General features: G+C 43.1%; 21 protein-coding genes. 14 read left to right on the top strand and 7 right to left on the bottom strand.

The window, feature by feature from the left end; translation table 11 throughout:
• Nucleotides 1-185 precede the first annotated feature (185 nt).
• Genes ACSBOP_RS05145 through sdhB form a run of 3 tightly spaced genes read left to right on the top strand, consistent with a single transcriptional unit; the run spans nucleotide 186 to nucleotide 3,380 of the window.
• Nucleotides 186-839: a succinate dehydrogenase cytochrome b558 subunit gene (locus ACSBOP_RS05145; RefSeq protein ID WP_442603368.1), complete on the top strand. Its 654-nt coding sequence runs from the start codon at nucleotides 186-188 to the stop codon at nucleotides 837-839.
• 16 nt (nucleotides 840-855) lie between these two features.
• The gene (gene sdhA / locus ACSBOP_RS05150) at nucleotides 856-2,616 is read left to right on the top strand and encodes a succinate dehydrogenase flavoprotein subunit (RefSeq protein WP_442603369.1); all 1,761 of its coding nucleotides are present in this window, start codon (nucleotides 856-858) and stop codon (nucleotides 2,614-2,616) included.
• 2 nt (nucleotides 2,617-2,618) lie between these two features.
• Nucleotides 2,619-3,380, top strand: coding sequence for a succinate dehydrogenase iron-sulfur subunit (sdhB, locus tag ACSBOP_RS05155; RefSeq protein ID WP_442603370.1), 762 nt, complete (start codon nucleotides 2,619-2,621; stop codon nucleotides 3,378-3,380).
• 416 nt (nucleotides 3,381-3,796) lie between these two features.
• On the opposite strand, the gene ACSBOP_RS05160 is transcribed toward sdhB, so the two are convergent.
• On the bottom strand, nucleotides 3,797-4,792 hold the full coding sequence (locus tag ACSBOP_RS05160) for a zinc-dependent alcohol dehydrogenase family protein (RefSeq protein WP_442604386.1): 996 nt from the start codon (nucleotides 4,790-4,792) through the stop codon (nucleotides 3,797-3,799).
• Between the two features lie 131 nt (nucleotides 4,793-4,923).
• On the opposite strand from ACSBOP_RS05160, the gene ACSBOP_RS05165 reads away from it, so the two are divergent.
• The 5 genes from ACSBOP_RS05165 (at nucleotide 4,924) to ACSBOP_RS05185 (ending at nucleotide 9,284) form a co-directional block, all read left to right on the top strand.
• Nucleotides 4,924-6,462, top strand: a complete 1,539-nt coding sequence (locus ACSBOP_RS05165) for a hypothetical protein (RefSeq protein ID WP_442603371.1) — start codon at nucleotides 4,924-4,926, stop codon at nucleotides 6,460-6,462.
• Nucleotides 6,463-6,766: 304 nt separating this feature from the next.
• Nucleotides 6,767-7,192 carry a DMT family transporter gene (locus ACSBOP_RS05170; RefSeq protein WP_442603372.1) on the top strand — a complete coding sequence of 142 codons (426 nt, stop codon included), beginning with the start codon at nucleotides 6,767-6,769 and terminating at the stop codon, nucleotides 7,190-7,192.
• Between the two features lie 19 nt (nucleotides 7,193-7,211).
• Nucleotides 7,212-7,910, top strand: a complete 699-nt coding sequence (locus ACSBOP_RS05175; RefSeq protein WP_442603373.1) for a Crp/Fnr family transcriptional regulator — start codon at nucleotides 7,212-7,214, stop codon at nucleotides 7,908-7,910.
• 43 nt (nucleotides 7,911-7,953) lie between these two features.
• A complete protein-coding gene (locus ACSBOP_RS05180) occupies nucleotides 7,954-8,418 on the top strand; it encodes a DMT family transporter (protein ID WP_442603374.1) in 465 nt (154 codons plus the stop codon).
• Nucleotides 8,419-8,522: 104 nt separating this feature from the next.
• Nucleotides 8,523-9,284, top strand: a complete 762-nt coding sequence (locus ACSBOP_RS05185) for a glycoside hydrolase family 25 protein (RefSeq protein WP_442603375.1) — start codon at nucleotides 8,523-8,525, stop codon at nucleotides 9,282-9,284.
• A 113-nt stretch (nucleotides 9,285-9,397) separates the two neighbouring features.
• Here the strand turns inward: ACSBOP_RS05185 and ACSBOP_RS05190 are convergent, their stop codons facing one another.
• From ACSBOP_RS05190 to ACSBOP_RS05205, 4 genes are all read right to left on the bottom strand, one after another.
• Nucleotides 9,398-10,204 carry a histidinol-phosphatase gene (locus ACSBOP_RS05190; protein ID WP_442603376.1) on the bottom strand — a complete coding sequence of 269 codons (807 nt, stop codon included), beginning with the start codon at nucleotides 10,202-10,204 and terminating at the stop codon, nucleotides 9,398-9,400.
• Nucleotides 10,205-10,248: 44 nt separating this feature from the next.
• Complete coding sequence (locus ACSBOP_RS05195; RefSeq protein WP_442603377.1) at nucleotides 10,249-11,157, bottom strand: LysR family transcriptional regulator; 909 nt, start codon at nucleotides 11,155-11,157, stop codon at nucleotides 10,249-10,251.
• A gap of 259 nt (nucleotides 11,158-11,416) precedes the next feature.
• Entirely contained in the window at nucleotides 11,417-12,202 is a 786-nt protein-coding gene (locus tag ACSBOP_RS05200; protein ID WP_442603378.1) for a TIGR01457 family HAD-type hydrolase, read from the bottom strand.
• A 19-nt stretch (nucleotides 12,203-12,221) separates the two neighbouring features.
• Nucleotides 12,222-13,895, bottom strand: a complete 1,674-nt coding sequence (locus ACSBOP_RS05205) for a PAS domain-containing sensor histidine kinase (RefSeq protein ID WP_442603379.1) — start codon at nucleotides 13,893-13,895, stop codon at nucleotides 12,222-12,224.
• Nucleotides 13,896-14,149: 254 nt separating this feature from the next.
• Here ACSBOP_RS05205 and ACSBOP_RS05210 point away from each other — a divergent pair, with 254 nt between their 5' ends.
• The 5 genes from ACSBOP_RS05210 to ACSBOP_RS05230 all read left to right on the top strand — a co-directional run bounded on the left by ACSBOP_RS05210 (nucleotide 14,150) and on the right by ACSBOP_RS05230 (nucleotide 18,752).
• Nucleotides 14,150-14,608 carry a chemotaxis protein CheX gene (locus tag ACSBOP_RS05210; protein WP_442603380.1) on the top strand — a complete coding sequence of 153 codons (459 nt, stop codon included), beginning with the start codon at nucleotides 14,150-14,152 and terminating at the stop codon, nucleotides 14,606-14,608.
• 81 nt (nucleotides 14,609-14,689) lie between these two features.
• Nucleotides 14,690-15,466: an SDR family NAD(P)-dependent oxidoreductase gene (locus ACSBOP_RS05215; RefSeq protein ID WP_442603381.1), complete on the top strand. Its 777-nt coding sequence runs from the start codon at nucleotides 14,690-14,692 to the stop codon at nucleotides 15,464-15,466.
• Between the two features lie 61 nt (nucleotides 15,467-15,527).
• Nucleotides 15,528-16,661 carry a copper amine oxidase N-terminal domain-containing protein gene (locus tag ACSBOP_RS05220; protein ID WP_442603382.1) on the top strand — a complete coding sequence of 378 codons (1,134 nt, stop codon included), beginning with the start codon at nucleotides 15,528-15,530 and terminating at the stop codon, nucleotides 16,659-16,661.
• A gap of 125 nt (nucleotides 16,662-16,786) precedes the next feature.
• Nucleotides 16,787-18,208, top strand: a complete 1,422-nt coding sequence (locus tag ACSBOP_RS05225) for a DEAD/DEAH box helicase (RefSeq protein WP_442603383.1) — start codon at nucleotides 16,787-16,789, stop codon at nucleotides 18,206-18,208.
• 1 nt (nucleotide 18,209) lies between these two features.
• The gene (locus ACSBOP_RS05230; RefSeq protein WP_442603384.1) at nucleotides 18,210-18,752 is read left to right on the top strand and encodes a hypothetical protein; all 543 of its coding nucleotides are present in this window, start codon (nucleotides 18,210-18,212) and stop codon (nucleotides 18,750-18,752) included.
• A 63-nt stretch (nucleotides 18,753-18,815) separates the two neighbouring features.
• Here the strand turns inward: ACSBOP_RS05230 and ACSBOP_RS05235 are convergent, their stop codons facing one another.
• Nucleotides 18,816-21,725, bottom strand: a complete 2,910-nt coding sequence (locus ACSBOP_RS05235) for an MMPL family transporter (RefSeq protein WP_442603385.1) — start codon at nucleotides 21,723-21,725, stop codon at nucleotides 18,816-18,818.
• 211 nt (nucleotides 21,726-21,936) lie between these two features.
• On the opposite strand from ACSBOP_RS05235, the gene ACSBOP_RS05240 reads away from it, so the two are divergent.
• Nucleotides 21,937-22,521 carry a TetR/AcrR family transcriptional regulator gene (locus tag ACSBOP_RS05240; RefSeq protein ID WP_442603386.1) on the top strand — a complete coding sequence of 195 codons (585 nt, stop codon included), beginning with the start codon at nucleotides 21,937-21,939 and terminating at the stop codon, nucleotides 22,519-22,521.
• A gap of 103 nt (nucleotides 22,522-22,624) precedes the next feature.
• Here ACSBOP_RS05240 and ACSBOP_RS05245 read toward each other — a convergent pair whose 3' ends face one another.
• The gene (locus tag ACSBOP_RS05245; protein WP_442603387.1) at nucleotides 22,625-24,430 is read right to left on the bottom strand and encodes an FAD-dependent oxidoreductase; all 1,806 of its coding nucleotides are present in this window, start codon (nucleotides 24,428-24,430) and stop codon (nucleotides 22,625-22,627) included.
• Nucleotides 24,431-24,565: the final 135 nt, after the last annotated feature.

Genomic DNA, 24,565 nt, shown 5'->3' on the forward strand with positions numbered 1-24,565 from the left:
AAGCTATCAAGCAGTAACATGTATATGTCATCGAAAATTCAAACTTATATGTGATTAATCCAAGGAAGCGCATTCAAATGGATTGACGCCTTTTGGGGCGGGGGTTACAATGAAGCGTAGTTTGTCTAAAATTGACGAAAGTCCAATGACAATGGGGAATTTTAAAGAGGAGGGAATTGTTACAGATGGCAAGAAACTCGTATTTATTTCGAAAGGTGCATTCATTGCTTGGTGTGATACCAGTTGGTTTCTTTTTACTTGAGCATTTGCTGACTAACTTCAGTGCGACGAAAGGTCACGCTGAATTTGTGAAGCAAATCGATTGGCTGAACTCTTTACCACTGGTGCTATTATTAGAAATTTTCGGTATTTGGTTACCACTGCTTTATCATGCTGTATATGGTTTGTATGTGGCGTACACAGCGAAAAACAATGTTACGAATTATGGGTATTTCCGTAACCATATGTTTTTGTGGCAACGTGTTACAGGGGTACTTACATTCCTGTTCGTTGCATGGCATTTCTTCGAAACACGGTTCCAAGTTGCGATTGGAAACACAGGTCACGGTGAGCTAGGAACGGCGATGCATGATATCGTGAACAATCCGCTCTACTTCTGGATCTATGTAATTGGCGTACTTGCTGCGTCTTTCCACTTCTGTAATGGTATGTGGTCGTTCCTTGTATCATGGGGGATTACAATTGGACCTCGTGCACAGAAGGTTTCAACTGTAATTTGGTTAGTCGTATTCCTTGCAATGGCGACTATGTTCATTTTATCTTTAACAGCATTCCAAGGATCAGAATTCCAACAGCTTCCAGTAGGGGCAAAAGGATAAGGGAGGGTGAACGAAAATGGCAAAATCTAATGTTATTGTTGTAGGTGGCGGTTTAGCAGGACTTATGGCAACGATCAAAGCAGCTGAGGCCGGGGTTCACGTGGAACTTTTCTCTTTGGTTCCTGTTAAACGTTCTCACTCTGTTTGTGCACAAGGCGGCATTAATGGAGCGGTAAATACAAAAGGGGAAGGCGATTCTCCTTGGGAGCACTTTGATGATACGGTATATGGTGGAGACTTCTTAGCGAACCAACCACCTGTTAAAGCAATGTGCGAAGCAGCACCTGGTATTATTCACTTGATGGACCGTATGGGTGTAATGTTCAGTCGTACACCAGAAGGTTTACTTGATTTCCGTCGTTTCGGGGGTACACAGTATCACCGTACAGCATTTGCAGGAGCTACAACAGGTCAACAGCTCTTGTACGCACTGGATGAGCAAGTACGTCGTTGGGAAACAGAAGGTCTTGTAACGAAGCATGAGCACTGGGAATTCCTAGGTTCTGTGTTGGATGATGACGGCGTATGTCGAGGTATCTCTGCACAAGACTTGCGTACGATGCAAGTGCATACGTTCCGTTCTGACGCAGTTATTTTGGCGACAGGCGGTCCTGGTATTATTTTTGGTAAAACAACTAACTCTGTTATTAACACAGGCACAGCAGCTTCTGCTGTATATCAACAAGGTGTTCATTATGCGAATGGCGAGTTCATTCAAATTCACCCTACAGCGATTCCAGGGGACGACAAGCTACGTCTAATGTCTGAATCAGCTCGTGGTGAAGGTGGACGTATTTGGACATATAAAGACGGTAAGCCTTGGTATTTCTTAGAAGAGAAATATCCGGCGTACGGTAACCTTGTTCCGCGAGACATTGCAACTCGTGAGATTTTCTCTGTCTGTGTGGATCAGAAGCTTGGTATCAACGGTGAAAACATGGTATACCTGGATCTATCACACAAAGATCCAAAAGAGCTCGATGTGAAACTTGGTGGAATTATCGAAATCTACGAAAAGTTCATGGGCGACGATCCGCGTAAGATCCCAATGAAGATCTTCCCTGCGGTTCACTATTCCATGGGCGGTATGTGGGTGGATTACAACCAAATGACGAATATTCCGGGCTTATTCGCTTGCGGCGAGTGTGACTACCAATATCACGGTGCAAACCGTCTTGGTGCGAACTCCTTGTTATCCGCAATTTATGGCGGTATGGTTACAGGTCCGAAAGCGATTGAATACATTAAAGGCTTGTCCAAACATGTGGATGATATCTCCTCTTCCGTTTTCGATAAAGAACAGAAGAAACAAGAAGATAAATATACGCGCATTATGAAAATGGACGGCAATGAGAATGCATACGGCTTGCACCGTGAGCTTGGCGACTTAATGAACACGAACATGACTGTTGTTCGTTTCAATAACAAACTTGAGCAAACGATTGCTACGATTAAAGACCTGAAAGAGCGTTATGGCCGTATTAACATTAACGACACTGCAGGCTGGAATAACCAAGGTGCAGCATTCACACGTCAATTGTGGAACATGTTAGAGCTTTCCGAAGCAATGACACTCGGTGCATTACTTCGTAATGAAAGCCGCGGGGCTCACTACAAGCCAGAATTCCCTGAGCGTGATGATGAGAACTTCTTGAAAACAACAAAAGCAGCTTGGACACCTGAAGGACCACAAATTTCTTATGAGGAAGTTGATGTATCTTTAATCAAGCCTCGTAAACGTGATTATAGTGCAGATAAGAAAAAGGGGGCTAACTAATCATGGCAGAAGTAACTGCGAGTAAAACCGTTAAGTTTGTAGTCACTCGTCAAGATGGTCCCGATGCAAAATCATATACAGAGGAATTTGAAGTTCCTTATCGTCCGAATATGAACGTGATCTCCGCTTTGATGGAGGTTCAACGGAATCCAGTGACGACGGAAGGAAAGAAAACTGCTCCAGTATGTTGGGAATCCAACTGTCTAGAAGAAGTATGTGGTGCTTGTTCCATGGTGATCAATGGTAAGCCGCGTCAAGCTTGTTCCGCTCTTATTGATAAGCTTGAACAACCGATTCGCATTGCTCCAATGTCGACATTCCCAGTTGTGCGCGACCTTGTAATCGATCGCGATCGTATGTTTAACGCTTTGAAGAAAGTGAAAGCATGGATTCCAATTGATGGTACGTATGATTTAGGTCCTGGACCACGTATGGCAGAGTCGAAGCGTCAATGGGCTTACGAGCTAGCAAAATGTATGACTTGCGGCGTGTGTTTGGAAGCATGTCCGAACGTGAATGATAAGAACTCCTTTATCGGACCATCTGCCATTTCGCAAGTACGTTTGTTCAACGTTCACCCTACTGGGGAAATGAACAAAGAAGAGCGTTTAGATGCATTGATGGAAGATGGCGGTATTGAGGGCTGTGGTAACTCGCAGAACTGTGTACGCTCTTGTCCGAAAGGTATTCCGCTTACAACTTCTATTGCTGCGATGAATGCTGATACAACAAAGCATTTGTTCAAGAAGTGGTTGGGCATGTAGGAGGGTTTTGAGCGCGTCTGGTACACCCGTACACTGTACACTGTACACCGCTGCACAGACCAAACATTCCTCCAATCGCTGTTGTTCGCGAGTTTCTTTCATTGGATTAGAAGGTGGGAACTCGCTCACAAAGGCGACCACTTCGTTTTTCCGGAATTGTTTGGTCTGCTCCGCTCGGAGGAATGATTCACTCAAAACTGATAGAGATAGGAATAGCCATTGTGCGCCCCGTTGGGCGGCACAATGGCTGTTTTTTTGGTGCAGATGTTCAAGAGTCACACCGCTATGCACACCAAACATTCCTGTTGCTTGCGAGTTTCTTGATTCGATTAGAAAGTAGAAACTCGCTCACAGAGGCGACCGCTTCGTTTTTCCGGAATGTTCGGTCTGCTCCGCTCGGGCGCAAGGAGCTTGTCTTATAGGTCGTTCACCAATACGACCTTCCCGATCGCTTCGCCGGATTCGAGCAAAGTATGGGCTTCTGCCACTTGGCTGAAGCCAAATTGGCGGGAGTCGAGCAGCGGCCGCAGATGTCCGCTGTCGGCGATGTTGGCAAGCTGTGTGAGTGCTTGCCCAATGGTTTCTATGCGCTCTCCGGTTAGGAGAGGGAGAATTGTGAACACGACGTGGAGCGTCAAGCCTTTGGCGTGAAGCGGCGATAAGTCGTGGGTGGAACGGGCAGCGATCGCGATGACGCTGCCGCCGGGTGCGGCTGCCTCGAACGACGCGTCGAGGCAGGATTTGCCGACGGTGTCGAAGACAACGTCGAAGCCCTTGCCGTCCGTGTAATCACGGACGTAGTCGCGTACCGCGTATTCGCGGTACGAAATAGCCGCCCGCGCGCCAAGCTGGCGGGCAAGGTCTTGCTTCGCCGCCGTGGAGGCGGTCGCGTACACGTCAGCGCCCGCCCATGCGGCGAGCTGAATTGCGACGTGCCCGACACCGCCGGCGGCGCCATGCACGAGCACGCGCTGGCCGGGCTGCAGCGCGGCGCGTTCGATTAGGCCGTTCCATGCGGTAACGGCCACACAAGGCAACGCTGCCGATTCCGCCATCGTCAGCGCTCTTGGCTTACGCGCGATACACCGCGCATCGGCGATCATATATTCGCCGAGTGCACCGCCGAAGCCTCTCACTCCTCCTGCGAAGCCGTATACTTCATCTCCTGAGGTGAAGGAAGTAACCCCTTCACCAACTTCTACAATAACACCAGCGACATCCCCGTGCAGCAGCGCAGGTAGTTCTGGAGCCAATTGCGGCATAAGTCCGCAGCGAATTCTCGCGTCAATGGGATTCACAGAAGTAGCTGCAACTTGGATAAGCACATGCCCAATAGGAACGTTCGGGCGAGCGATCTCTTGTAGAGTAAACCCGCTGGGACCACCATATTCAGTTAGCATCATGGCTTTCATCATAAGGCTCATCTCATTTCACTCCTTGGTTAATAATGATGGAATTATACGACAAATTTGTTGAAGATGGAAATGAATCCGTGTAACTTTCAGAACACAGATGCGTCTGTATAGATAAGGAAAAATATTACATGTGGGAAGAGTGTGATTGTTTAATGCGTGTGAGAATATGGACGGGTGGAGTACTTGTATGCTGTATGGCCTTCGTCATGTTAATTGTCAATTGGAATAGTGATAAGCAAGCCTTACTAATACCCCAGGTTACACCTATTGAAGAGTCGAAGACGATTGATACAGAAGGAACAAGTGATCAACAAAGCTTCGTAGCTTCTGTTCGGGAAGAAGCATTTGATTATAACCAGATTTCAGCCGATGAGGGTGTTAACATTCGATTAGATTCTGATCCGATGCTTCTTGGGAATTATGTATCTACACTGATTCCAAAGCGCGATGAGACGATTACCTTCTTTTTCAAAGAGCCTATGAATCGTTCCTCAGTTGAGCAAGCGCTTCTAACCAAAAATAGCAAGGATGACTCCCGATTCTATCCACAGCTACTCATGCATTGGTCTAGTGATCGTCAGCTGCATGTGAAGGCATTGATTGTGCAGACCAAGGCTGAACTTTATCACAGCTTTAATCTGATTACGTTTGGGGCTCTGACACAAAAAGGAGTGAAACTGACAAGCGGATCTTTTACAGGGACGATAGGTGAGTTGAATCAATTGTGGAAGGTATCCTCAGATGGAAGTCAGAAAAAGCAGCTGACTTCATTTCAAGTTCCTTATTGGATTGAAGCTTTGGGTCAGAGTGATACGACCTTCCTATTAATACGTTCGCTTGGATACTGTCAGTGTGATAGAGAAAGTGCTAAATTTACGACTGTCTATGATGCAGCCAATCAGACACAGACGGCGTATCCTGTTGATATCCAAATTGTTCAATCTTATCGTGGAAGCGGATCATTTGTCGCAGATCGTCGTGGATTTTTCTATGAACTTTCTTCAAAGAATGCCATTGATTTTCCCAAGCGCGAATCGGCTGTGACCTTTAATCTTCCGTATTATATTCATGGGGCAAGCTTCTCTAAAGACGGACGAAGCCTGATTTTACTTACAGGTAAAGAAGATCAAACGCATGATTTTACGATGCGAATCGTACCTCTTGATCCTAAACAAGGCCAAGAAACTGTTATACAGACGAAATTGCAAGGAAAGTTGCATGAAAACGAAGCGAACGGGCATATTTTACCTCTAACATTTAATGATGACGGGAAAAAAGTGTATTTTACATTACGTGGTGAAAACGGGATTGAAGTTCGCTATGTCTATGATTGGAAAAAAGGCAGTGTTGAATCTTGGAATCCACCTATTGACCCGATGAATTGGGCAGGATTTCAAACCTCAAGTGATGGACGTTTTCGCATATATGCTAATGGTGGCCTATACGACGGGGATCTACCATTGAAAAATTCCTTTATTGGGTGGCATGAGGGGTTTTGGATTCCGAACACACATGAGTTTGTAGCCAATAATTTATCTAAGATCAATGCCGAGACTTTGATCGTTATCCCGAATGAGAAGGTAAAATTACCTACAGAATCTATGCTGCTTAAAGTGTCCAAAGATGCAAAATGGTACTACATGTCTACCTCAGGTCAAATCAAGTGATAAAGGCACATTTTTTGTTACACAAATGAAATATTCCTGTTATGGTTCCATAATGTTAATCGGATAATATAATAAACAAGACCCCCTTTTTAATATAAACAATTCAGGACCTGGCCCCGTTGGCTCAGGTCTCCTTTTTTTGTTACAGATATTTCGCCACAAAAAAGCTCGATTTTCCTATCTTGGGAGAATCGAGTTTTCTTTTGTATGTACGGATATGAACAATCGAGGACATATGTCCTTTCTGAAATACTCCATTTATTATTTAATAATTGAGAAATCAAAAATAAGGAGCGGCGGAACAATGAGAGGAAGTTTATTTGCTTTCTTAGGTGGGTTTTTTATTACTTTGCAAGGGGTAGCTAATTCTCGAATTAGTCAAGATATTGGTTCTTGGCAAACGGCGGCCATTACCCAGTTCACGGGGTTCATTGCTGCTTTACTGATCTTAATGTTCGTTCGAGATCGAAGTTTGCAAAAGTTGAAGCAAGTGAAACGATTGTATTTGATCGGTGGCTCTTTTGGGGCAGTCATTATTTTTAGCAATATCACAGCTATTCATCATATCGGTGTTACGCTTACCGTTTCTGTTGTACTGATTGCGCAGCTGAGTTTGACCTTTTTAATTGATAGTAACGGATGGTTTGGTGTCGTCAAGCAAAAGATGGGGCTGCCACAGTTTATTGGTCTCGGGATGATGATAGCTGGTGTGGTAATATTAAAGTTTTAATTGGAGGTGAAGCCTTGTCATGAGAGAAATGAAAGATCTCGAACAAGTTAGATATTATTTGCAAACCCATCAAATTGAATCGATATTCAATGAACCACTGATACCTCATTTGTCGCTGTATTGCTTTGAACAGGGGGAATTCATTTGTTCACAAGGTGAATCTTCCGAGATGTTGTATTTACTTGTTCAAGGGAAGATCAAAATTCATACGACTTCTGCTGAAGGCAAGACGCTGATTCTTTCCTTTAAAACGCCACTTGATGCGGTCGGGGATATTGAATATGTTCAGGGGATTGAAACGATCAATACGGTTGAAGCTGTTTCGTCCGTCTATATGATTGGTGTTCATCATCGGATGTTGAAAAAATATGTGAAGGATCATTCCCCATTTTTAGAATTTTTATTAGAAATCATTTCGCGGAAATTTTATATGAAATCCAAATCCATGAGCTTCAATTTGATGTATCCGGTGGAGGTCAGGCTTGCTAGTTATTTATTGTCTGTCATCTTTGATGATAACGAAATGCTGCCAAGCGGGAGATTAAACATATCTCATCTAACGGATATCGCTAACTTAATTGGAACCAGTTATCGCCATTTGAATCGGGTCATTCATAAATTTTATACGGATGGATTAATTGAGCGTAAAAAAGGATTTATCCTTATTCAGGATCGGGAAGGATTAATGTCCTTGGCTAATCATAATATTTACGAATAAATAGATTCGTTTTTCAAGACTTACACATGGGAGTGAATTCTTTATGATGTTTGGACTCATATTGGCATTTATTGCAGGCTCGCTGGTCAGTCTCCAGAATATCTTTAATAGTAAGGTGAATGAGCACACGGGATCCTGGACAACGACTACATTAGTATTAGGATTGGGATTCCTGGCCTCCTTGACGATTGGGTTATGTATGGAAGGGGAGCAATTATTCAGTGTGCCCAATATGAAGATTTGGTATTGGTTCAGTGGTTTAATCGGAGTCGGAGTAGTAACCTGTTTGGTGCGGGGGATTAAGCTGCTTGGTCCAACCTTTGCGATCTCAATTGCTCTGACAGCACAGCTCGGGTTCGCTTTATTGTGGGATTCTTTAGGCTGGTTTGGTATCGAACAGGTTCCTTTTACCCTTAAGCAGTTGGTAGGCGTGCTAGTGATTGTGAGTGGAATCAATTTCTTCAAATGGAGTGGAGGACGTAGATACCGGATTTTAAAAACGGGGTAACGGGTCACCCTGTTTTTTCGTTCACACTTAAATTTCGTTGGAATCCCATGCATGTCTTACTCTCGCTGCATATCATGTAGAAAAGCTTTAAGGGAGGAACTGCCGTGCAAGCAAGGGATAAGAGCCATGCAAGAGGAATCGACGTCTCCCACTATCAGGGTAAAATTGACTGGGCACAAGTACGCGCTTCAGGCATATCTTTTGCATTCATTAAAGCAACAGAAGGTACCACATATGTAGATAGCATGCTTTCGACTTATTTAGCAGGGGCAAGAAATGCTGGGGTTTTGGTTGGTGTTTATCATTTTTGTAGAGCAGGAACAGCTGCTGATGCAGAAAAGGAAGCTGATTTCTTCATAAATACGGTGAACCAGCAGGGCGGGATTGCTAATTTAGATCTTCCACCTGTACTCGATATCGAGACTACGAATGGCGCGACCCATTTAACGATATCATGTCAGGTTTGGTTAAATAAAGTTCAAGCTGCTTGTAGTGTAGAACCACTTCTGTACACGTATCCTTATTTTGCAACATCCTATTTAGATGCTTCACTTGGCAATATTCCACTATGGTATGCCAATTATGGGGTTAATCAGCCAGTGGATGTCGCAGGTTGGACGAGGTGGAGGTTTCTTCAATATAGTGATAGTGGCACAGTACCTGGTATATCAGGGCCTGTAGACATGAATGAATTTGATGGAAGCGAGGAAGAGCTTATGGGATATCAGATGAGTGTAGCAGATGCAAATAAAGTGATTGCCTTTTTATCAGCTGCCTATAATGCAACTTCGATTGCAGCGGCACAAGATGAATTTCACCGGTTGGCGAACGAGCTGCGCAAAGCTTCGGGTCAGCCAGAGCAATAATGACTATGTCATAAAACCATTCTGTGAATAAAAAGTTATCCCCAGTCAACTGGGTTTAAGACCATTTGGCTGGGGATTTTATTTGTCATATCCAGTTGGACCTGCAGGTATTCTTATAAAGACCTGGCAACACGTTTTTTTGCTTTGAAATATACCCATTCTTTAAAGCCGATCTCTTTGAGCCGACTGCGGACAAGCTCCCATTCGTCACCTACGCGAGAAGGAAGGTGCGCATCCGATCCAAAAGTGATATCAACTCCATAATGCAGCGCCATCTCTAGCATCTCATCTGAAGGATACCAACCGCCAACATCTTTGGTTTTACCAGATGTATTGACCTCGATTGCAAGCTTATTCGCTCCAATGATTTTCAGTGTCTCTTCCACAATAGGAGTCTGAATATCAGAGAAAGCAGGGTAATAAGCTTTCATCGCATCAATGTGTCCTAGAATTTGAAATAACCCGCACTGTGCAGATTGCTGGATGAGGTTGTAATACGCTTCCTTATGCTGCCTTTGTTCATCTTCATTCAGACGCTTCCAGCGATTGCGATTGAAGATGCTAACTCCCCCAGAACGATGAACCGATCCAATGATATAGTCAAAGGGATACTTTTCGTACACATTTCGATACGCTTCTAAATGTTCTGAGAAATAATCCGATTCAACGCCTAGAAGCACATCAATTCGCCCTGCATACTCTTCTTTAAGCCGCAACACTTCTTCAACATAGCGAGGGAATTCTGTTTTTGCCATTGCAATTTCTGGATAAGCTTGATCTTCTTTTTCCCCATAATAAGGAGAATGATCCGAAATGCCAATTACATCCAAGCCCTCTCGCAACCCTGCTTCAATATATTGCCTAATATCTCCTTTAGCATGACCACAACGTTCATGATGGGTGTGTATATCAAATTTCACTTTTAACCCCTCCTCTAACATCATTGTGCACCGTTTTAATTCGATTATTCTGAGCTCAGAAAATGAGTTTCCGACATTCCTTTTAAATCTCTTAAAAATTGCTGCATTGCAGAACTTAAGTAACGTCCTGCTTTGTAAACTACGCCGACCGGGTGAGCGATATCAAGCTCATCGACTTTAATAATACTAAGTTTACCACTTGCATTACGTAAGTCATTTACTGCTGACAATTTTGAAATTATCGAGACCCCTAAGTTGAGTTCTACCATTCGTTTTACTTCTTCTGAGGAGGACAATTCCATGACGACATTTGGAATAATATCATAAGCTTTAAAAATTTCATCGACAAACTTTCGAGCGGCTGTATCTGTGGTTAGCATAATGAAAGGTAAGGTGCGAAGCTTCTCAATGGATACTTCCTTTAGTTCCGATAGCGGGTGATCTACTGAAACAATAAGCTCAAAGGTGTCGTAGTACAGAACAGCTGCTTCGTAGGCTGGATTTTTATCAGATAAGTAAGCAATGCCAATGTCAATGACGCCGTTTTCAACCGCGGTCATGATTTGGGAAGAAGTCATGGAGTGGATGGTCGTCTTGATCATCGGATATTCTTCTTGAAAATAGGATAGAACCCGTGGAAGGATTTGCATGGCAATCGATGCTGTTGTCCCGATATGAATATGTCCTTGTGGGATTTGGCTCATATCAGCAAGCCGTTGCTTCAGTTCTCCGACGGTTAGTAATATTTTCTCCGCATGCTCAAGAAAACATTTCCCACTGTCTGTTAGCGTCACAGGTTGGTTGCGATCAACGAGTAAGGTGCGGAACTCATCTTCTAAGCTCTTAATCTGAGCGGAAACGGCTGGCTGTGTCAGATTTAGAAGTTCTCCCGCTTTACGGAAACTCATTGTTTTGGAAATCGTGACAAGTGTTTCTAATTGGTTTATGTTCATGTGCAACCCTCCCTGGTCGCTCATCTTCGGCAATATGAAGGTAGAGGTTTTATAGATGAAATTTATCAAAAACAATAAAGTAGTAATAAAATGTTATTACTCTCCCATTATAAGATAATGTTGAACTGCATAGCAATGAATGGTGTGAAAAAAATGATTCTTTGTGAGGAGATTCGAAGAGATGGAAGAATGAAAAAAAGCAGGGTTCCCGCTTGGGAAGCTCTGCTTTATTAAATAGCTTGATTTGCGGATGAATCGACTAACGTTGAGTGGTCACCTGCTCATATACTTCTTCCAGGCTAGCACAGACGAGGTCAGGCTGCACGCCTGCACGTTCCGCTTGTTCACGCCAATTGCTCTCGGTCGCAATGCCTGTGAGCACTAGAGCCGTGCGGCAGCCTACAGCCGCGCCGCCAGCAATATCGGTGATACAGTTGTCACCGATCACCCATGTGTGGTTCGCAGCCGCACCAAGCCTGCTCATTGCATATCGCATAATGATAGGGGATGGCTTGCCTATGACGACCGGCTGCCTGCCTGTCGCTTTTTCGATGGACGCGGCGATGGTGCCTGCGCCTGGCCAGAGCTTACCATCTGCTGGCAGTAGATGGTCGGGGTTCGTTAGTACGAACCGTGCACCTGATTGAATGTGAGCGGTGGCAGCCGCTAGTTTGGCATAGTTGAACGAGCGGTCAATACCTTGCACGACGACATCAGGTGATTCTTCTACGATTTCGTAGTAGCTTTCTTGCAGGGCAGTTCGAATCCCTTCTTCTCCAATCACGTATACACGCTTTCCCAGCTGCTCTTCTTGTAAGTATTGGACAGTCGCTTGAGCAGAGGTGAAAATTTGTTCGGGTTCAACCCTAATGCCGAACTTGGCTAAGTGCGATGATACAGCTTCAGGCGTTTTTGAAGAGTTGTTCGTAACAAGCTGGAATGGATGACCTTGTTCACTTAACTTAGCAATAAACTGATCTGCACCGGGTATGGGTTCATTTCCTTTATATAACGTCCCGTCTAAATCAATGATAAATGCTTGCATGTTCTTTCCCTCATTCCCCTTATGAATTTCTTGATGTCATTGTAGCTTGCGCAACGGGTAAATAAATTTCAACATTCGTACCCACCTGCAGCATACTCGTTATGATCATATTACCACTATGGGCTTCAATAATCTTATAGGAAACCATCAGTCCAAGACCAGTACCCTTTTCCTTCGTTGAATAAAAAGGCTCTCCGAGCTGAGGCAAGCGTTCAGGTGCAATCCCACAACCATTATCCTGTACACGTACGACTAATTGCTGCTGTTCAGCATTCGAATATCCAGCTTGAATACGAAGCGTCCCTCCAGAAGGCATGGCTTCCAGAGCATTTTTCATAATATTGATGAACACTTGTTTTAATTGATTCTCATCACATGAGATAGGTGATAAGTCCGCATCGATCTCTGTTATAACCTCAATCCCATTGAGTAATGCTTGCAGTTGAAGCAGTTCAATTGTCGTTTCTAATATATGGCTTAAAGATCGTGCCGCGAAATAAGTGGTCTGCGGTTTGGCAACGAGTAAAAATTCATTCACAATGAACTCGATTCGTTGTAATTCTTTTTCCATTATACTCATGTAATTTTGTTCTTTTGGACTATTGGGCGGCAGCAGTTTTAGAAACCCTTTTAATGCTGTAAGTGGATTTCGAATCTCATGAGCTACACCCGCCGCAAGTTGGCCAACTGCGGATAGTTTGTCCGATTTACGTAGCAATTCATCGGTTTTGATCTGTTCGGTGACGTCTTTGAAAGTGACAACGCTCCCAATATGGCAGCCTTCTTCCGTGATAATGGGTGAGACCATGTATTCGGTAGGAAAAGAAGTGCCATCTTTTCTCCAAAATAGTGCTTCCTTTACCATCCTTACTTGACCATCTTGCAAGGAATGATAAATCGCGGATTGATGAAATGGAATAGTTGTGCCGCACTCTTTTGTCTCAAACAGAATATGGCCGGCAATCTGATGTACGGTTTCTTCAGATGTCCAACCAGTCAGACCTTCGGCCGTATGATTCCAAAAGCTGATATTGGCGTCTTTATCTATACTAATAATGCCGTCTGTTACGGAATTCAACAGCAGTTGATAGTAGCGATGAAGTCTTTCGATCTGCTTCTTGTGCTGTCTAATTTCAGTTAGATCTTTAATAATGATGAAGAGGCCTTCTGTTTTTTTGGAAACGATGATTGGAACGAGGGTCACGCTTGTTTCTATTGGGTTCCCTAATTTATGTCGGAGGGTGAGGTCGAAATGGTAAGGTACACCTTTTAAAGTGTTGTAAAAATAATCTTTTACCATCGGTAAGTCATCGATGTTGTTCAATAAATTGAAAGGAGAGTTGAGCGTTTCTTCTTGGGTATAACCACACATCTGCTCAAATTGCTTGTTTGATTGAATCACATTACCAAGTGGGTCGACAGACATAATCGAATCAACATGAAAATCAAATAAAGAGCGGTAACGCTGTTCGTTTACTGTTACACGACGGAGCACATATAACGTAATACAAGCGTTTAACCCAATTAGAAAAATAATAAAAGCTATTTCTCGAAAATGGGATTGGTCAAAAACAGTGTCATTAGTAAAAATGAGAAGGTGTGTGAGTAAGCTAAGAGTTGCAACTGTGCTGATATAGAGTAGAACTGTTACGAGAAACGACCAATTTCGCATTCGTTTGTTTGTTCCGAACATAGCGATGCAATGCTCCTTTGTACGATTAATTTCCATATTTTATAAGATTTCAATAATCCAAGTGTATCAGGATTAAGTCTGGATGGATACAAAAAAATGAATGAAAATACGAGATTTTTAGTGCTTTTTTACTAATTATCGACTTAAAAAGGTACAGATTTTTGTGAAATTATGCGACTTTTCGTATACGAGGCGACATTATTCGTTTATAATGTGAGGAAATGAAACAAATGAATGTTGAGGAGATCATATAGATGAAAGCAGAGTATATTAATCCTTTCTTAGAATCTGCAAGATTTGTCCTCGAGCAGGTTGCTAATGTTCGTCCAACCACTGGTCAACACACGATTAAGGATATTAAGTTGTCCGACAAATACATTTGGATACAAATCGGGATGACAGGGCACATGCAAGGCGATATTGTATTCGGTTTAGCAGAATCTGCTGCACTTAAGGTTGTATCCGCTATGATGGGCGGTTTCGTGCTGGATGAGATGAATGATATTGGACATAGTGCTATCTCTGAACTTAGTAATATGATTTCAGGAAATGCGTCAACCTTATTGTTTAATCAAGGCGTAAAAGTGGATATTACACCTCCTGTACTTATTGCGGAGAACCATTCTCACACTTTTTATGGGAAGCAAGCATTGGCGGTTCCGCTGATTATGGACGGTATTGGTGAGCTAGATATTCAAGTTTTAATTTCATAAATGGAAGATGAAGTAGATGATCGTGAGAGACGGCTGATAAGGAGTCGTCTATTTTTATTTGATAAAGAAGGATGTGGCGGGATGCAAATTCGAGATCGAGTTATTGTGATCACAGGAGCTTCAAGTGGAATTGGAGCTGAAATGGCTGTACAAATTGCCGCCAAAGGTGGGATTCCCGTTCTGATCGGGCGCTCAGAACAGAAATTGAATGAAGTTATTGCGGGGATCAAAGGGGAACACAGCACTTATGTGATGGATGTCAGTGACGGGGCAGCAGTTGAGCATACGATGAATCAGATTATCGAGCGTTATGGTCGGGTAGATATACTGATTAACAATGCAGGGTTTGGCGTCTTCTCTTCATTTCTGGAAGCCCCCGTTGAAGAATTTGAAGCGATGATGGATGTAAATTATATGGGTATCATTCGGTGCACGAAAGCGATTTTACCACAAATGATAGAACGTCACTCCGGGCATATCGTAAATATTGCCTCGATTGCTGGGAAGATCGGAACCGCAAAGTCAACTGGATATTCAGCATCCAAGCATGCCGTACTTGGACTTACAAATGCACTGCGTCAGGAACTCGCAGGGACTGGAATTAAGGTGACCGCGATTAACCCGGGACCCATTGCGACACCATTTTTTGAAAAAGCTGATCCGACCGGCAACTATGTAAAAGGGATTGCAGGTTTCATGTTACAACCAGCTCAAGTGGCACAAGTTGTTATTCGCTCTATTGAAAAAGAGCAGGATGAGCGAAATTTGCCACGTCTATTTGCTGTCGGGGCAAAATTTGCCCAATTATTCCCTCGGACGTTTAACCGTGTGTCGGTCAAATTTTTAAATAAAAAATAATACTGAACCAACACTAAGACGTATGCTAATATAGGTGTAAAATATATGGGAATGAGGGCCGATGATGAAGAGAATGTCGCTTATCACACTGCTGGTTGCTGTATGCTGGATGTTAGTTGCACCAGGGATATCTATGGTTCAGGCACAAGATGCTGACATTATAGAATGGGATAAACCGAAGACTGCAATTTACAATCGTCTGAGTGCACCTATGCTAATGTACAAGAATGAGCTGTTTGAAGGCGGGTATAGCTTGAAGCTAAATGGAACTGCGCCAAATGAAGTGGATGCGGATTTCGCCGTGTCTCAAGCTGGGGAGCTAGGTGCCAGAGGGATTGCTAAAATGAAGGAATCTTTGGAGGACGCATCGTCGTTCGTTGCTCTTAAGGAAACAATGATCCAGATCGAACTTGGAGCTGTGTACATGATCGCTTTGCACAATCATACGTTTGCTAAAATTCGTGTGGATAAGTTGACATCATCGGCTATCGAATTTACATATGTACTGCAGAAAAATCCTGCCGCGGGCAATTTGGAATTGCCGGATAATCACATTTTACAGCGGAACATGCCGGAAGGGCAGATCACAATTAAGGTAGGGGCCAAAGACGTCGATTATGGTTGGGATGTCTATCGTTCAGATAACGGACAAGATTTTGCAATGATCAATGATACCCGCTTATCTAAACCAAGTTTTGATGATGAAACAGCGAGATTGGGGCATATTTATCAATATTATTTTGAAGTATTCGACCGTAATGATGAGATGATCGGAAAATCGGACCGTATTGAGGTGACAGTAACAGCACCTGTGAAGCCTAAGACTGAGATTAAGATGCAGATTAATCACAATGCGGCCTCAATTAACGATAAAGTCGTTGAGTTAGAAGTTCCACCAATGATTCTAGATACGCGGACACTTGTACCGTTTCGTTTCTTGGGAGAAGCTTGGGGAGCAACGATTGAATGGGATGAAGAAGACCAGATGATCACATATAAATTAGATGGCAACGTTATCGAACTGTGGATTGGGAAAAATGTTGCACTCGTTAATGGTAAAGAAGAGAAGCTTGACGTTCCACCAATGGTGTATAACAATCGGACGCTTATCCCGGTACGTTTTGTAGCAGAAAGTTTGAAGCAGCGAGTAAAGTATGTAAAAGAAACGAATGAGGTTATCATTCGGAAGTGGTAAGCTGTGTGTAATGAACCTGGCGATTCAAGTATCGTCAGGTTTTATTATGCGGATGTAATTTGTACAACAGGCACTAGTCGCTTATAATATAAGGCAAAACAGACGAGAGAAATGAGGCACTAACATTGGCGAATAGCAAGACATTTGAAGAACTCGGAATATCAGATAATTGGGTTCAAGCCCTTCAACAATTGGATATTACAACACCAACACGGATTCAAGAGGAAGCATTCCCAGCGATTCTAGCTGGAAAAGATATTATTGCACAATCCCAGACAGGTACAGGTAAGACATTGGCTTATGTCCTGCCTATTTTACAAAATATTGATACGTCATCAAAAAATGTACAATCTATTATCCTTGTACCAACACGTGAGCTTGGTATGCAAGTGGTGCGCGTCATTGAGCAGTTATCACAGAAAAGTGAAAGCGGTATTCGTGCACTGGGTCTGATTGGTGGAGCAGCATTATCCAGACAAGTAGATCGTCTGAAGCAGAATCCGCATATTGTTGTGGGAACGCCAGGTCGTATTCTTGAACTCCTTAACATGCGCAAATTAAGTGTGCATCACGTACGTACAGCTGTTATTGATGAAGTGGATCAAGTCTTTATGCTAGGATCTGCGCATGATGTAGATAAAATTTTGAAGAAAATGATGCGTTCGCGTCAGCTGCTATTTTTCTCCGCAACGATTACTGATGACGTTCATCGCGTTGCAGAAAACCAGCTAACAGATCCTGTGAATATCGCGATTAATCCGAGTCAGCGCACTTCGGAAACAATTGAGCACGTGTATTTCGTTAGTGATGAACGTAATAAAATGGATACACTACGTCGTCTTGTTCATGCTTATAAACCGAAATCAGCGATTGTTTTTATTAATGCGGCTTCTGATGTAGACGATATTTTATCGAAAATGAAATATCTCGGTTTATCTGTTGAATCTTTACATGGTGAAGCGGGTAAAAATGAACGTGCACAAGTGATGCAGAATTTTAGAAGTGGCAAGTTCAAGCTGCTGCTTGCAACAGATGTCGCGGCAAGAGGGCTTGATATTGAAGGCGTAACGCACATTTTCCACTTCGACCCTGCACCTAATGCAGAGTATTATTTGCACCGTGTGGGTCGTACAGGTCGTATGGGCAGACAAGGAACAGCGGTTTCGATCGTTACGCCGCCAGAAGTATGGATTCTAGATAAGCTTGGTAAGCAGCTTGGTATTCAAATAGAACCAAAAGAAATGTATGAAGGGAAAGCTGTTGCACCAGGTACAGGTGCTAAGTTACGATCTGCAGGACGCAGTGCGTCCGAGAGGGCTTCCCAAGCCGTTTCAACAGCGTCTGCAACAGCAGTAGCTAAGAAAGTCCCGGCTAGCCAATCTTCAGGTAAAGTGCCAAGCATTAGTACGGGTGAGAATAAGCCTAAAGCTGCTGTAAGCCAAATAGCACCTGTTGCTAAAAAGAAGAACAAAAATGAAGAAGCGCGTGCACGTAAAAATAAAGGGGCACCAAAGTGGCTAAAAGCGAAGGACAAAGAAAATAACTAATATGAAAAAAATAATGATTGCATTCGTTATTTTAATTGTTGTTCTTATACTGGCAGTCGTAGGGGTAGTCTGGTATGTGAAGCCTACTCAGGAGCTGACTTTGGATTTCAAGCCGTTTGTTATCCAAGATAAAATAAAAGAAGTCGTTCAATCCCGTAAAATGGAAGTCAGATTAACTGAACAAGAGATTAATGATCTGCTAAAACAGCAGCTTCAGAACTATAAACAGTTACCTCATGACTTGCGTCTTACCGGAGCGAATTTTGACTTACAAGGGCAACAGCTCGTAATGGATGCGAACGTGATATGGAAGGATCAGATACCTACTACACTCACACTTACTTTTGATGTGAACTGGCAAAATGGTTCGATTGTGATTCAGCATACAGGAACCAAACTTAAGCAGTGGGACATATCAAAAAGCTGGCTATCTTTGCAGCCTATTACGATACCTATTGCAGATCACCTACCCCAAGTGATAGCTGTAAAAGATGTTATTTTTGAAGAAGATGAAATTGTGTTTAAATTGAAGCTAGCGTTGTAGTGCATATTCGAAAATAAAGGGTGAGCAGTAGACGATGGTCTTCTGCTCACCCTTTTTATGTCATTAACCTTCTATTTCGACTGGTGCTACAGATGTGTCTTCCGTACTCGATTTTTTGCGGAAAGGCCACCAATTCGCTTCCCCGAATATAGCGGTTAAGGAAGGGATCATCAGTCCCATCACAATTGTCGTATAAATGATTAGCCCAATTACAATGCCTGCCCCTAGCTGAAGTAATGTTGTAACGCCAGCAGGCATAAGTGCGGCGAATGTGCCTGACATGATGACAGCTGCTGACATGATGACCCCACCTGTAGATTTCATGGCTTTCAGGAGCGCGGGAATTACTTCACCAGGACGATACTGCTCTTTGAAGCGGGCCATGAGGAAGATGTTGTAGTCGACGCCTAATGCGACAATGATGACGAACAAGAAGAAGGAAACCGTCCAAGAAAGCCCTTGGTAACCTAACAGGTGAACGAAAATAAATTCTAGGATTCCCATCGTGACAAAATAGTTAAATAGTAAAGATGCAAGTAAGTATAACGGCATAAGTAAGGAACGAAGTTGCAGAGCAAGTACGATGTAGATCCCTGCGATCATAAGGGCTCCAGTTTTCAAGAAATCCGACCCTGAAATGCCCTTGAGCTCATGATACTGAGCAGTTGTTCCCGCAATCTTTATTTCAGCATTTTGAATCGCTGAACCTTTTAAGCTTTGTGTAACTGTATCATGTAGGACATCAATTGTATCCATCGCTTCCTTTGAATATGGATTGATGGAAAGGACGACATCGAGCTTAGCAATTTTTCCATCTTTGGACATATACATATCCAGTGCTTTACTTAAATCGTTGGATTCTTCTAATAGATCTTTAGGCATATACCAACCTACAATCTGGTTAGTGCTATTATCTGCTATGCCTTGTTGCGCATTTACGACTTGTTTAATGCCATCAGAAATTTTTGTTAGACCTGTAGTCCCCTCGCCAAGGCCACTTGAGAATTGACCAAGACCATTCTTAAGCTCACCTACGCCTGTTGCCACTTGCGTTTGGCCAGCAGCAAGCTGCCCAAGTCCGTCTGCGATTTTCTTCGTAGGTCCAGTAAGCTGAGATAGTCCTTGTGTAAGACTTTTCAATCCATTGGATGTCTGGGATAATCCGCCGGTTACACCCTGATTTTTAGCGACTAAAGCTTGATAGCTAGGATCGTTTACAAGTTCAGGGAATGATTTCACAAGATTATTTAAATCAGCATTCATGGATTGCGAAGTTTGCTCCAACTGTACAGCTGCTCCTGAAAGCTGCTGGGCGCCCTCATTCGATTGAGTTATGCCTCCTGCAATTTGAGATAAACCCCCTTGTGTTGTTTTGAGATTGTCTGCAATTTGATTGGCCCCTTGCAGCAGCTTGTCGAGGTCACCTGTTTTGCTATCGATTTCAGTCTGTGCTTTGTGTAATCCATCCCCAATATGATTAACCCCAGTTCCGATCTCAGTTAAGGCTTGATTGGTTTTGGAGAGTTGGTTAGGAACCGTTAATTCAATAATCTGCTTACCAAGTGGACGCGCTGCAGATCGTACCTCACGGACATTCGTGAGTTTACTTGCATCAGCACTCGCTCTCTCTAGAGCAGCCAAGGCTTCAGGTGAGCGCATGGATGTATGAGAAGATATAGCGATTGTTACAGGTAACACTTCGCCGGAAGAAAATTTCTCTTCGACTTTACGGAAACCTTTGACAGCTGATGCACTCTGATCCATTTCATCCAAATCATCAAAAGAGCGACTTCCTTGATATAACATAATAAATGGCGATAGAACAATTAAGCAGACGAGCAGTACAACACCTGATCGCTTGACGGCTAGGTTACCCATGACCCCCCAAAGTTTAGAGTCATGATGCTTCTCTTGGCCTGGTTTCACACGAATCGGCCAGAAAAGTTTAGGTCCGAAAATAAGCATAATCGCAGGGGTTAATGTAACAGCGGCCAGCAGGGTAACGGCCATTCCGATGGCGACACCAGCAGCAGATTGGTATAAGCCGAATTTAGCAAAACCGATAAGGAAAAAAGCAATAAAGACGGTGCTGCCTGCAAACATGACGGTTTTACCGACGGTTTTGATCGTATTAATCAAAGCCTCTACACGATCAGTCGTATGTGTTAATTCCTCACGGAATCGGTGAATAAGTAAGATGCAGTAATCCGTACCCGCTCCGAATAAGACAGCAATCAGGAATGTCTCCGTAAAAGATGAGACGGGAAGTCCCCAATAGGTAAATGCTGCGATGAGGCCACGACTCAAAATCACAGATATCCCAATTGTGACCAGCGGTACAAGTGGTGCGATGGGTGATCGAAATACGATGAGGAGAATGACGATAACAAGGATTACGGTTAAGAGTTCACTCCTGGCAAGGCCTGCCTCAGTAGAATGATTATAGTCGAGGAAAATTGGAGCAGATCCGGTAAATTCCACTGTTGCACCTTGTGGTGTATCTGTAAAAGCTTCTTTGACAAGTTTCACAGAATCTCCTGTACTTGCAACTTGAACCTCCTTCGGAAACTCGACAATGATCATTTCGGTCGATTTGTCCTTGGAAAGAAATTTCTCTGCAATGGCAGGATCTGCTGAGGCTGATAATACCCCTGCTATCCCAAGTGAAGCTTGATTGTTTGTTAATGTACTGACTTTGTTTTGTAACCAAGTTCGATCACTGTCTGTAAGCCCACCTTCTCGATTTAAGACGACAACAGCATTAGATTTGGACTTGTGGTCAGGAACCATTTGTTCCAGAATTTGATGGGCTTGAACAGACTCAGCATCCTTCGGAACGAACTTCCATTCGGTAGCTCGAACAATTTGCTTTAAGTCCGGAAAGACGAGCACGGATGCAGCTGCGATCATGATCCATACTGCTACGATTAACCATTTGAATTTCGCTAAATTTCTTAACCAAGCATCAATCACATTGTTTACCTCCACTTTATTTTTGATTAGTCATTTATTCGGGATGATCTATTTATAATAAAAAAATGACTGAAGGTCAAGAGTTTTTTTGACTCGTGGTCATTATATAAAAGAATATGTCTCTAGTTTTTGAACTATGAGTCATTTTATATTGTAAGCATCCTAACTTTCATCTATAATTGTCCTAATTCAAGAATGACAGGAGAAGCTCATGAAACGTGAAGAAAAGAAGCGTATTACTCGTGAAAAAATCATACAAACAGCGATGAATTTATTTGCGGAGCAGGGTTACGAGGAGACGACGGTTCATCAAATCACAGAGCAGGCAGGAGTGGCAAAAGGTACTTTTTTTAACTACTTCGCTTGCAAAGAAGATATTTTTTGCGATATTCAGATTATGTTTGCGGTTGAAGAGGTTCGAATTATCAAAGATAAACCAGGGCCTTTAATTCCGCATTTTCGCAATCTCATTATGTCTATCGATCATCAAATTAGGCTGAGTCGCCCACTAGTGCTCGCCGTCTGTCAAGGGAATCTAAAGAATGTGAATTCCATTCAAAATCTAGTCGAACAGATCGAGGAGCTGAAAGAAGCTCTTACTGAGGTGGCTGCAGTTGGCCAAGAACGCGGAGAGTTTATCATATCCATGCCGCCTGACATGATTGCAGAACTGGCCATTCAAACTTTTCTTGGCGCTAGATTACTGTGGAGTATCGGACGTGGCGATGAGGACATGAGTGGACATATGGCAGTTACTTTCGAACTGTTCTTTAGATCCATAGCTCTGCATCCGTAATATGTCGGTAAGTTGTTTGGTAGAATTGAAAAAGGGCAACCTTATAAGGTCTTAAATGACCTTAGGGTTGCCCTTTTGTATGCTTCAAATCTTCAATTTGAATTTATTTATGATCACTTTTAGACGGCTTTGTCTTCTCATCGTGAGATGGAGAGGCGGTCGGAGTGTGAGTTGGAGAAGGGCTTGGTGTTGCTGCTTTTTTGGCAGGTGCATGTTTACTAACATAACTCGGGAATAAAATTGTGCCATCATTGAGTTTCGTAATTTCGTCATCCGTCCATCCTGCAAGTTTATTCTCGCCTTTGATGCCGGTGAGCTTAATTTGGTATCGGCTCGCTAAGTATTGATGAAGCTGAGTCATATCCTGTTCTTTCAGTTCTTTAAGCTTTTTCTTGCCTTTGATTTGACCGAGCATGACACCAATGGATTCAGCTGCAATAGACGTGTTAGGTTGGATTCGAGCAGAACCATAGGCAATCGCAGAGGAACCTACATTTTTCCCAGCTGTAATGACATTATCATAGTTAGGGAGTAGGAAGCTGCGCAGCGGCATGCCGTATTTATCAGGACGCCCCATTTCAATGCCGCCTTTAACGTCTGTCACTCCCTGGAGATCTAGCGGATAGCCGGCAATACTGACGTTATCCCAGAACATGTGACCACCTAACATATCGGATGGCTGCAAGACATAGTCGGTTTCATAATGATTGTATTCTCGGATGTAAGGATAACTTGGCTGCTCACCTAATTCGGCATTTTCCCAACCAACCAACGTTTTACGGAAATGCTCTAAGATGAGTGCTGTTTCTTTATGACCTAGATCAACAGCGGTTGCAATCGAATCTGGTTTGGAAGGATCGATATTGTACACGAGAAGGGCGTTAATAATGACATCGCCATCTCGTTGGTGAAGGGCATTAAGACCCCGTAAGCGCACACGCTCATTGCTAGGTTTATAGCTGTCTGTAATTTTACTAAGATCAATTGCGAACGTTTCGTTCACATAGCCGGAGCCGTATTTAGCTAGACGCTCTTCTTTAGTGAGTGCATTAAAGCTTGCATTAAATTTGCTCCAATTGACATTTTTAAATTTCATCATCATACCTGAGCTCATGTATTCCACTTGTTTAAGTGCATACAATTTTTCGAGTCCAGGTAATCGTTTGGTCTTTAATTGACTAAGGAGTGCTGCATAATCCGTGTTATCGACCCAGTAGTTGGCCGAGATTTTTTGAGCGCCATGTTCTTTTGACTTATAAGTAAGATCCGTAATATGTAATTGTCCGTCGCTTGAAGTTGATGTCGCGATATCGGTAATTTGGACATTGGATTCAACTGGAATGGAACCGCGAAGTTTATCGACATATTGCTCGAATTCACGTAATTTTCGAATTTTTCCTTGTTTGAATCCGTCGAATAGACCTTTAACTCGACCTTGCAGCAAGCTTTTTTGTGCGCCGTCGCGAGCTTCATCCAAGAATAGCATTTGACCTTGAAGAAGCTGTCCACCAAATGCATCACGGGGATCAATAATTTTCACGGATAATCCTTCATCTGCTGCAGCACGTGCTAAATATAGTCCTTCAATTTCACTGCCAATCATCACGATATCGTATTTATCGGTGCTGTTAGTTGTTTGATCCGTTGGTGAAGGGGGAGCAGTAGAAGTAGAATCTTTGCTGGCACCCGGTTGTGGCGTGGAGTCAGCAGATTTATTGGCTTCGTGACTTGTTTTTTCGACCGAGCCCTTCTCATTTTGTCCATCTTTACTTGAAGATTCTGTTGATGGTGAAGTAGTTGATCCACGATCGGGTAATGCTGCCCAGACAATGCTTCCTACAGCGGCTATACATGCTAGGCTGAGCAGTACGAGTAAGGATATTTTTTTGATATGATGTGGAATTTGCATGCGCGAGACTCCTTTTGATCCATTAATAGAATTAGAATAGCATGGCAAATGTGGATTTCATATGTATTTTTTGTAAAATTCCAATATTTCAGTAGAAAAAAAGCACTCCAACGTCTTCAAGACGCGAGAGTGCTT

This window comes from Paenibacillus sp. KN14-4R (genome assembly GCF_052180255.1).
Taxonomy (GTDB): Bacteria; Bacillota; Bacilli; order Paenibacillales; family NBRC-103111; genus Paenibacillus_AM.

What these genes read in the sequence shown, in the direction of transcription:
- ACSBOP_RS05145 (WP_442603368.1), top strand. Translation starts at nt 186, where the DNA reads ATGGCAAGAAACTCGTATTTATTTCGAAAGGTGCATTCATTGCTTGGT.
- sdhA (WP_442603369.1), top strand. Translation starts at nt 856, where the DNA reads ATGGCAAAATCTAATGTTATTGTTGTAGGTGGCGGTTTAGCAGGACTT.
- sdhB (WP_442603370.1), top strand. Translation starts at nt 2,619, where the DNA reads ATGGCAGAAGTAACTGCGAGTAAAACCGTTAAGTTTGTAGTCACTCGT.
- ACSBOP_RS05160 (WP_442604386.1), bottom strand. Translation starts at nt 4,792, where the DNA reads ATGAAAGCCATGATGCTAACTGAATATGGTGGTCCCAGCGGGTTTACT.
- ACSBOP_RS05165 (WP_442603371.1), top strand. Translation starts at nt 4,924, where the DNA reads ATGTGGGAAGAGTGTGATTGTTTAATGCGTGTGAGAATATGGACGGGT.
- ACSBOP_RS05170 (WP_442603372.1), top strand. Translation starts at nt 6,767, where the DNA reads ATGAGAGGAAGTTTATTTGCTTTCTTAGGTGGGTTTTTTATTACTTTG.
- ACSBOP_RS05175 (WP_442603373.1), top strand. Translation starts at nt 7,212, where the DNA reads ATGAGAGAAATGAAAGATCTCGAACAAGTTAGATATTATTTGCAAACC.
- ACSBOP_RS05180 (WP_442603374.1), top strand. Translation starts at nt 7,954, where the DNA reads ATGATGTTTGGACTCATATTGGCATTTATTGCAGGCTCGCTGGTCAGT.
- ACSBOP_RS05195 (WP_442603377.1), bottom strand. Translation starts at nt 11,157, where the DNA reads ATGAACATAAACCAATTAGAAACACTTGTCACGATTTCCAAAACAATG.
- ACSBOP_RS05200 (WP_442603378.1), bottom strand. Translation starts at nt 12,202, where the DNA reads ATGCAAGCATTTATCATTGATTTAGACGGGACGTTATATAAAGGAAAT.
- ACSBOP_RS05205 (WP_442603379.1), bottom strand. Translation starts at nt 13,895, where the DNA reads ATGTTCGGAACAAACAAACGAATGCGAAATTGGTCGTTTCTCGTAACA.
- ACSBOP_RS05210 (WP_442603380.1), top strand. Translation starts at nt 14,150, where the DNA reads ATGAAAGCAGAGTATATTAATCCTTTCTTAGAATCTGCAAGATTTGTC.
- ACSBOP_RS05215 (WP_442603381.1), top strand. Translation starts at nt 14,690, where the DNA reads ATGCAAATTCGAGATCGAGTTATTGTGATCACAGGAGCTTCAAGTGGA.
- ACSBOP_RS05220 (WP_442603382.1), top strand. Translation starts at nt 15,528, where the DNA reads ATGATGAAGAGAATGTCGCTTATCACACTGCTGGTTGCTGTATGCTGG.
- ACSBOP_RS05230 (WP_442603384.1), top strand. Translation starts at nt 18,210, where the DNA reads ATGAAAAAAATAATGATTGCATTCGTTATTTTAATTGTTGTTCTTATA.
- ACSBOP_RS05240 (WP_442603386.1), top strand. Translation starts at nt 21,937, where the DNA reads ATGAAACGTGAAGAAAAGAAGCGTATTACTCGTGAAAAAATCATACAA.
- ACSBOP_RS05245 (WP_442603387.1), bottom strand. Translation starts at nt 24,430, where the DNA reads ATGCAAATTCCACATCATATCAAAAAAATATCCTTACTCGTACTGCTC.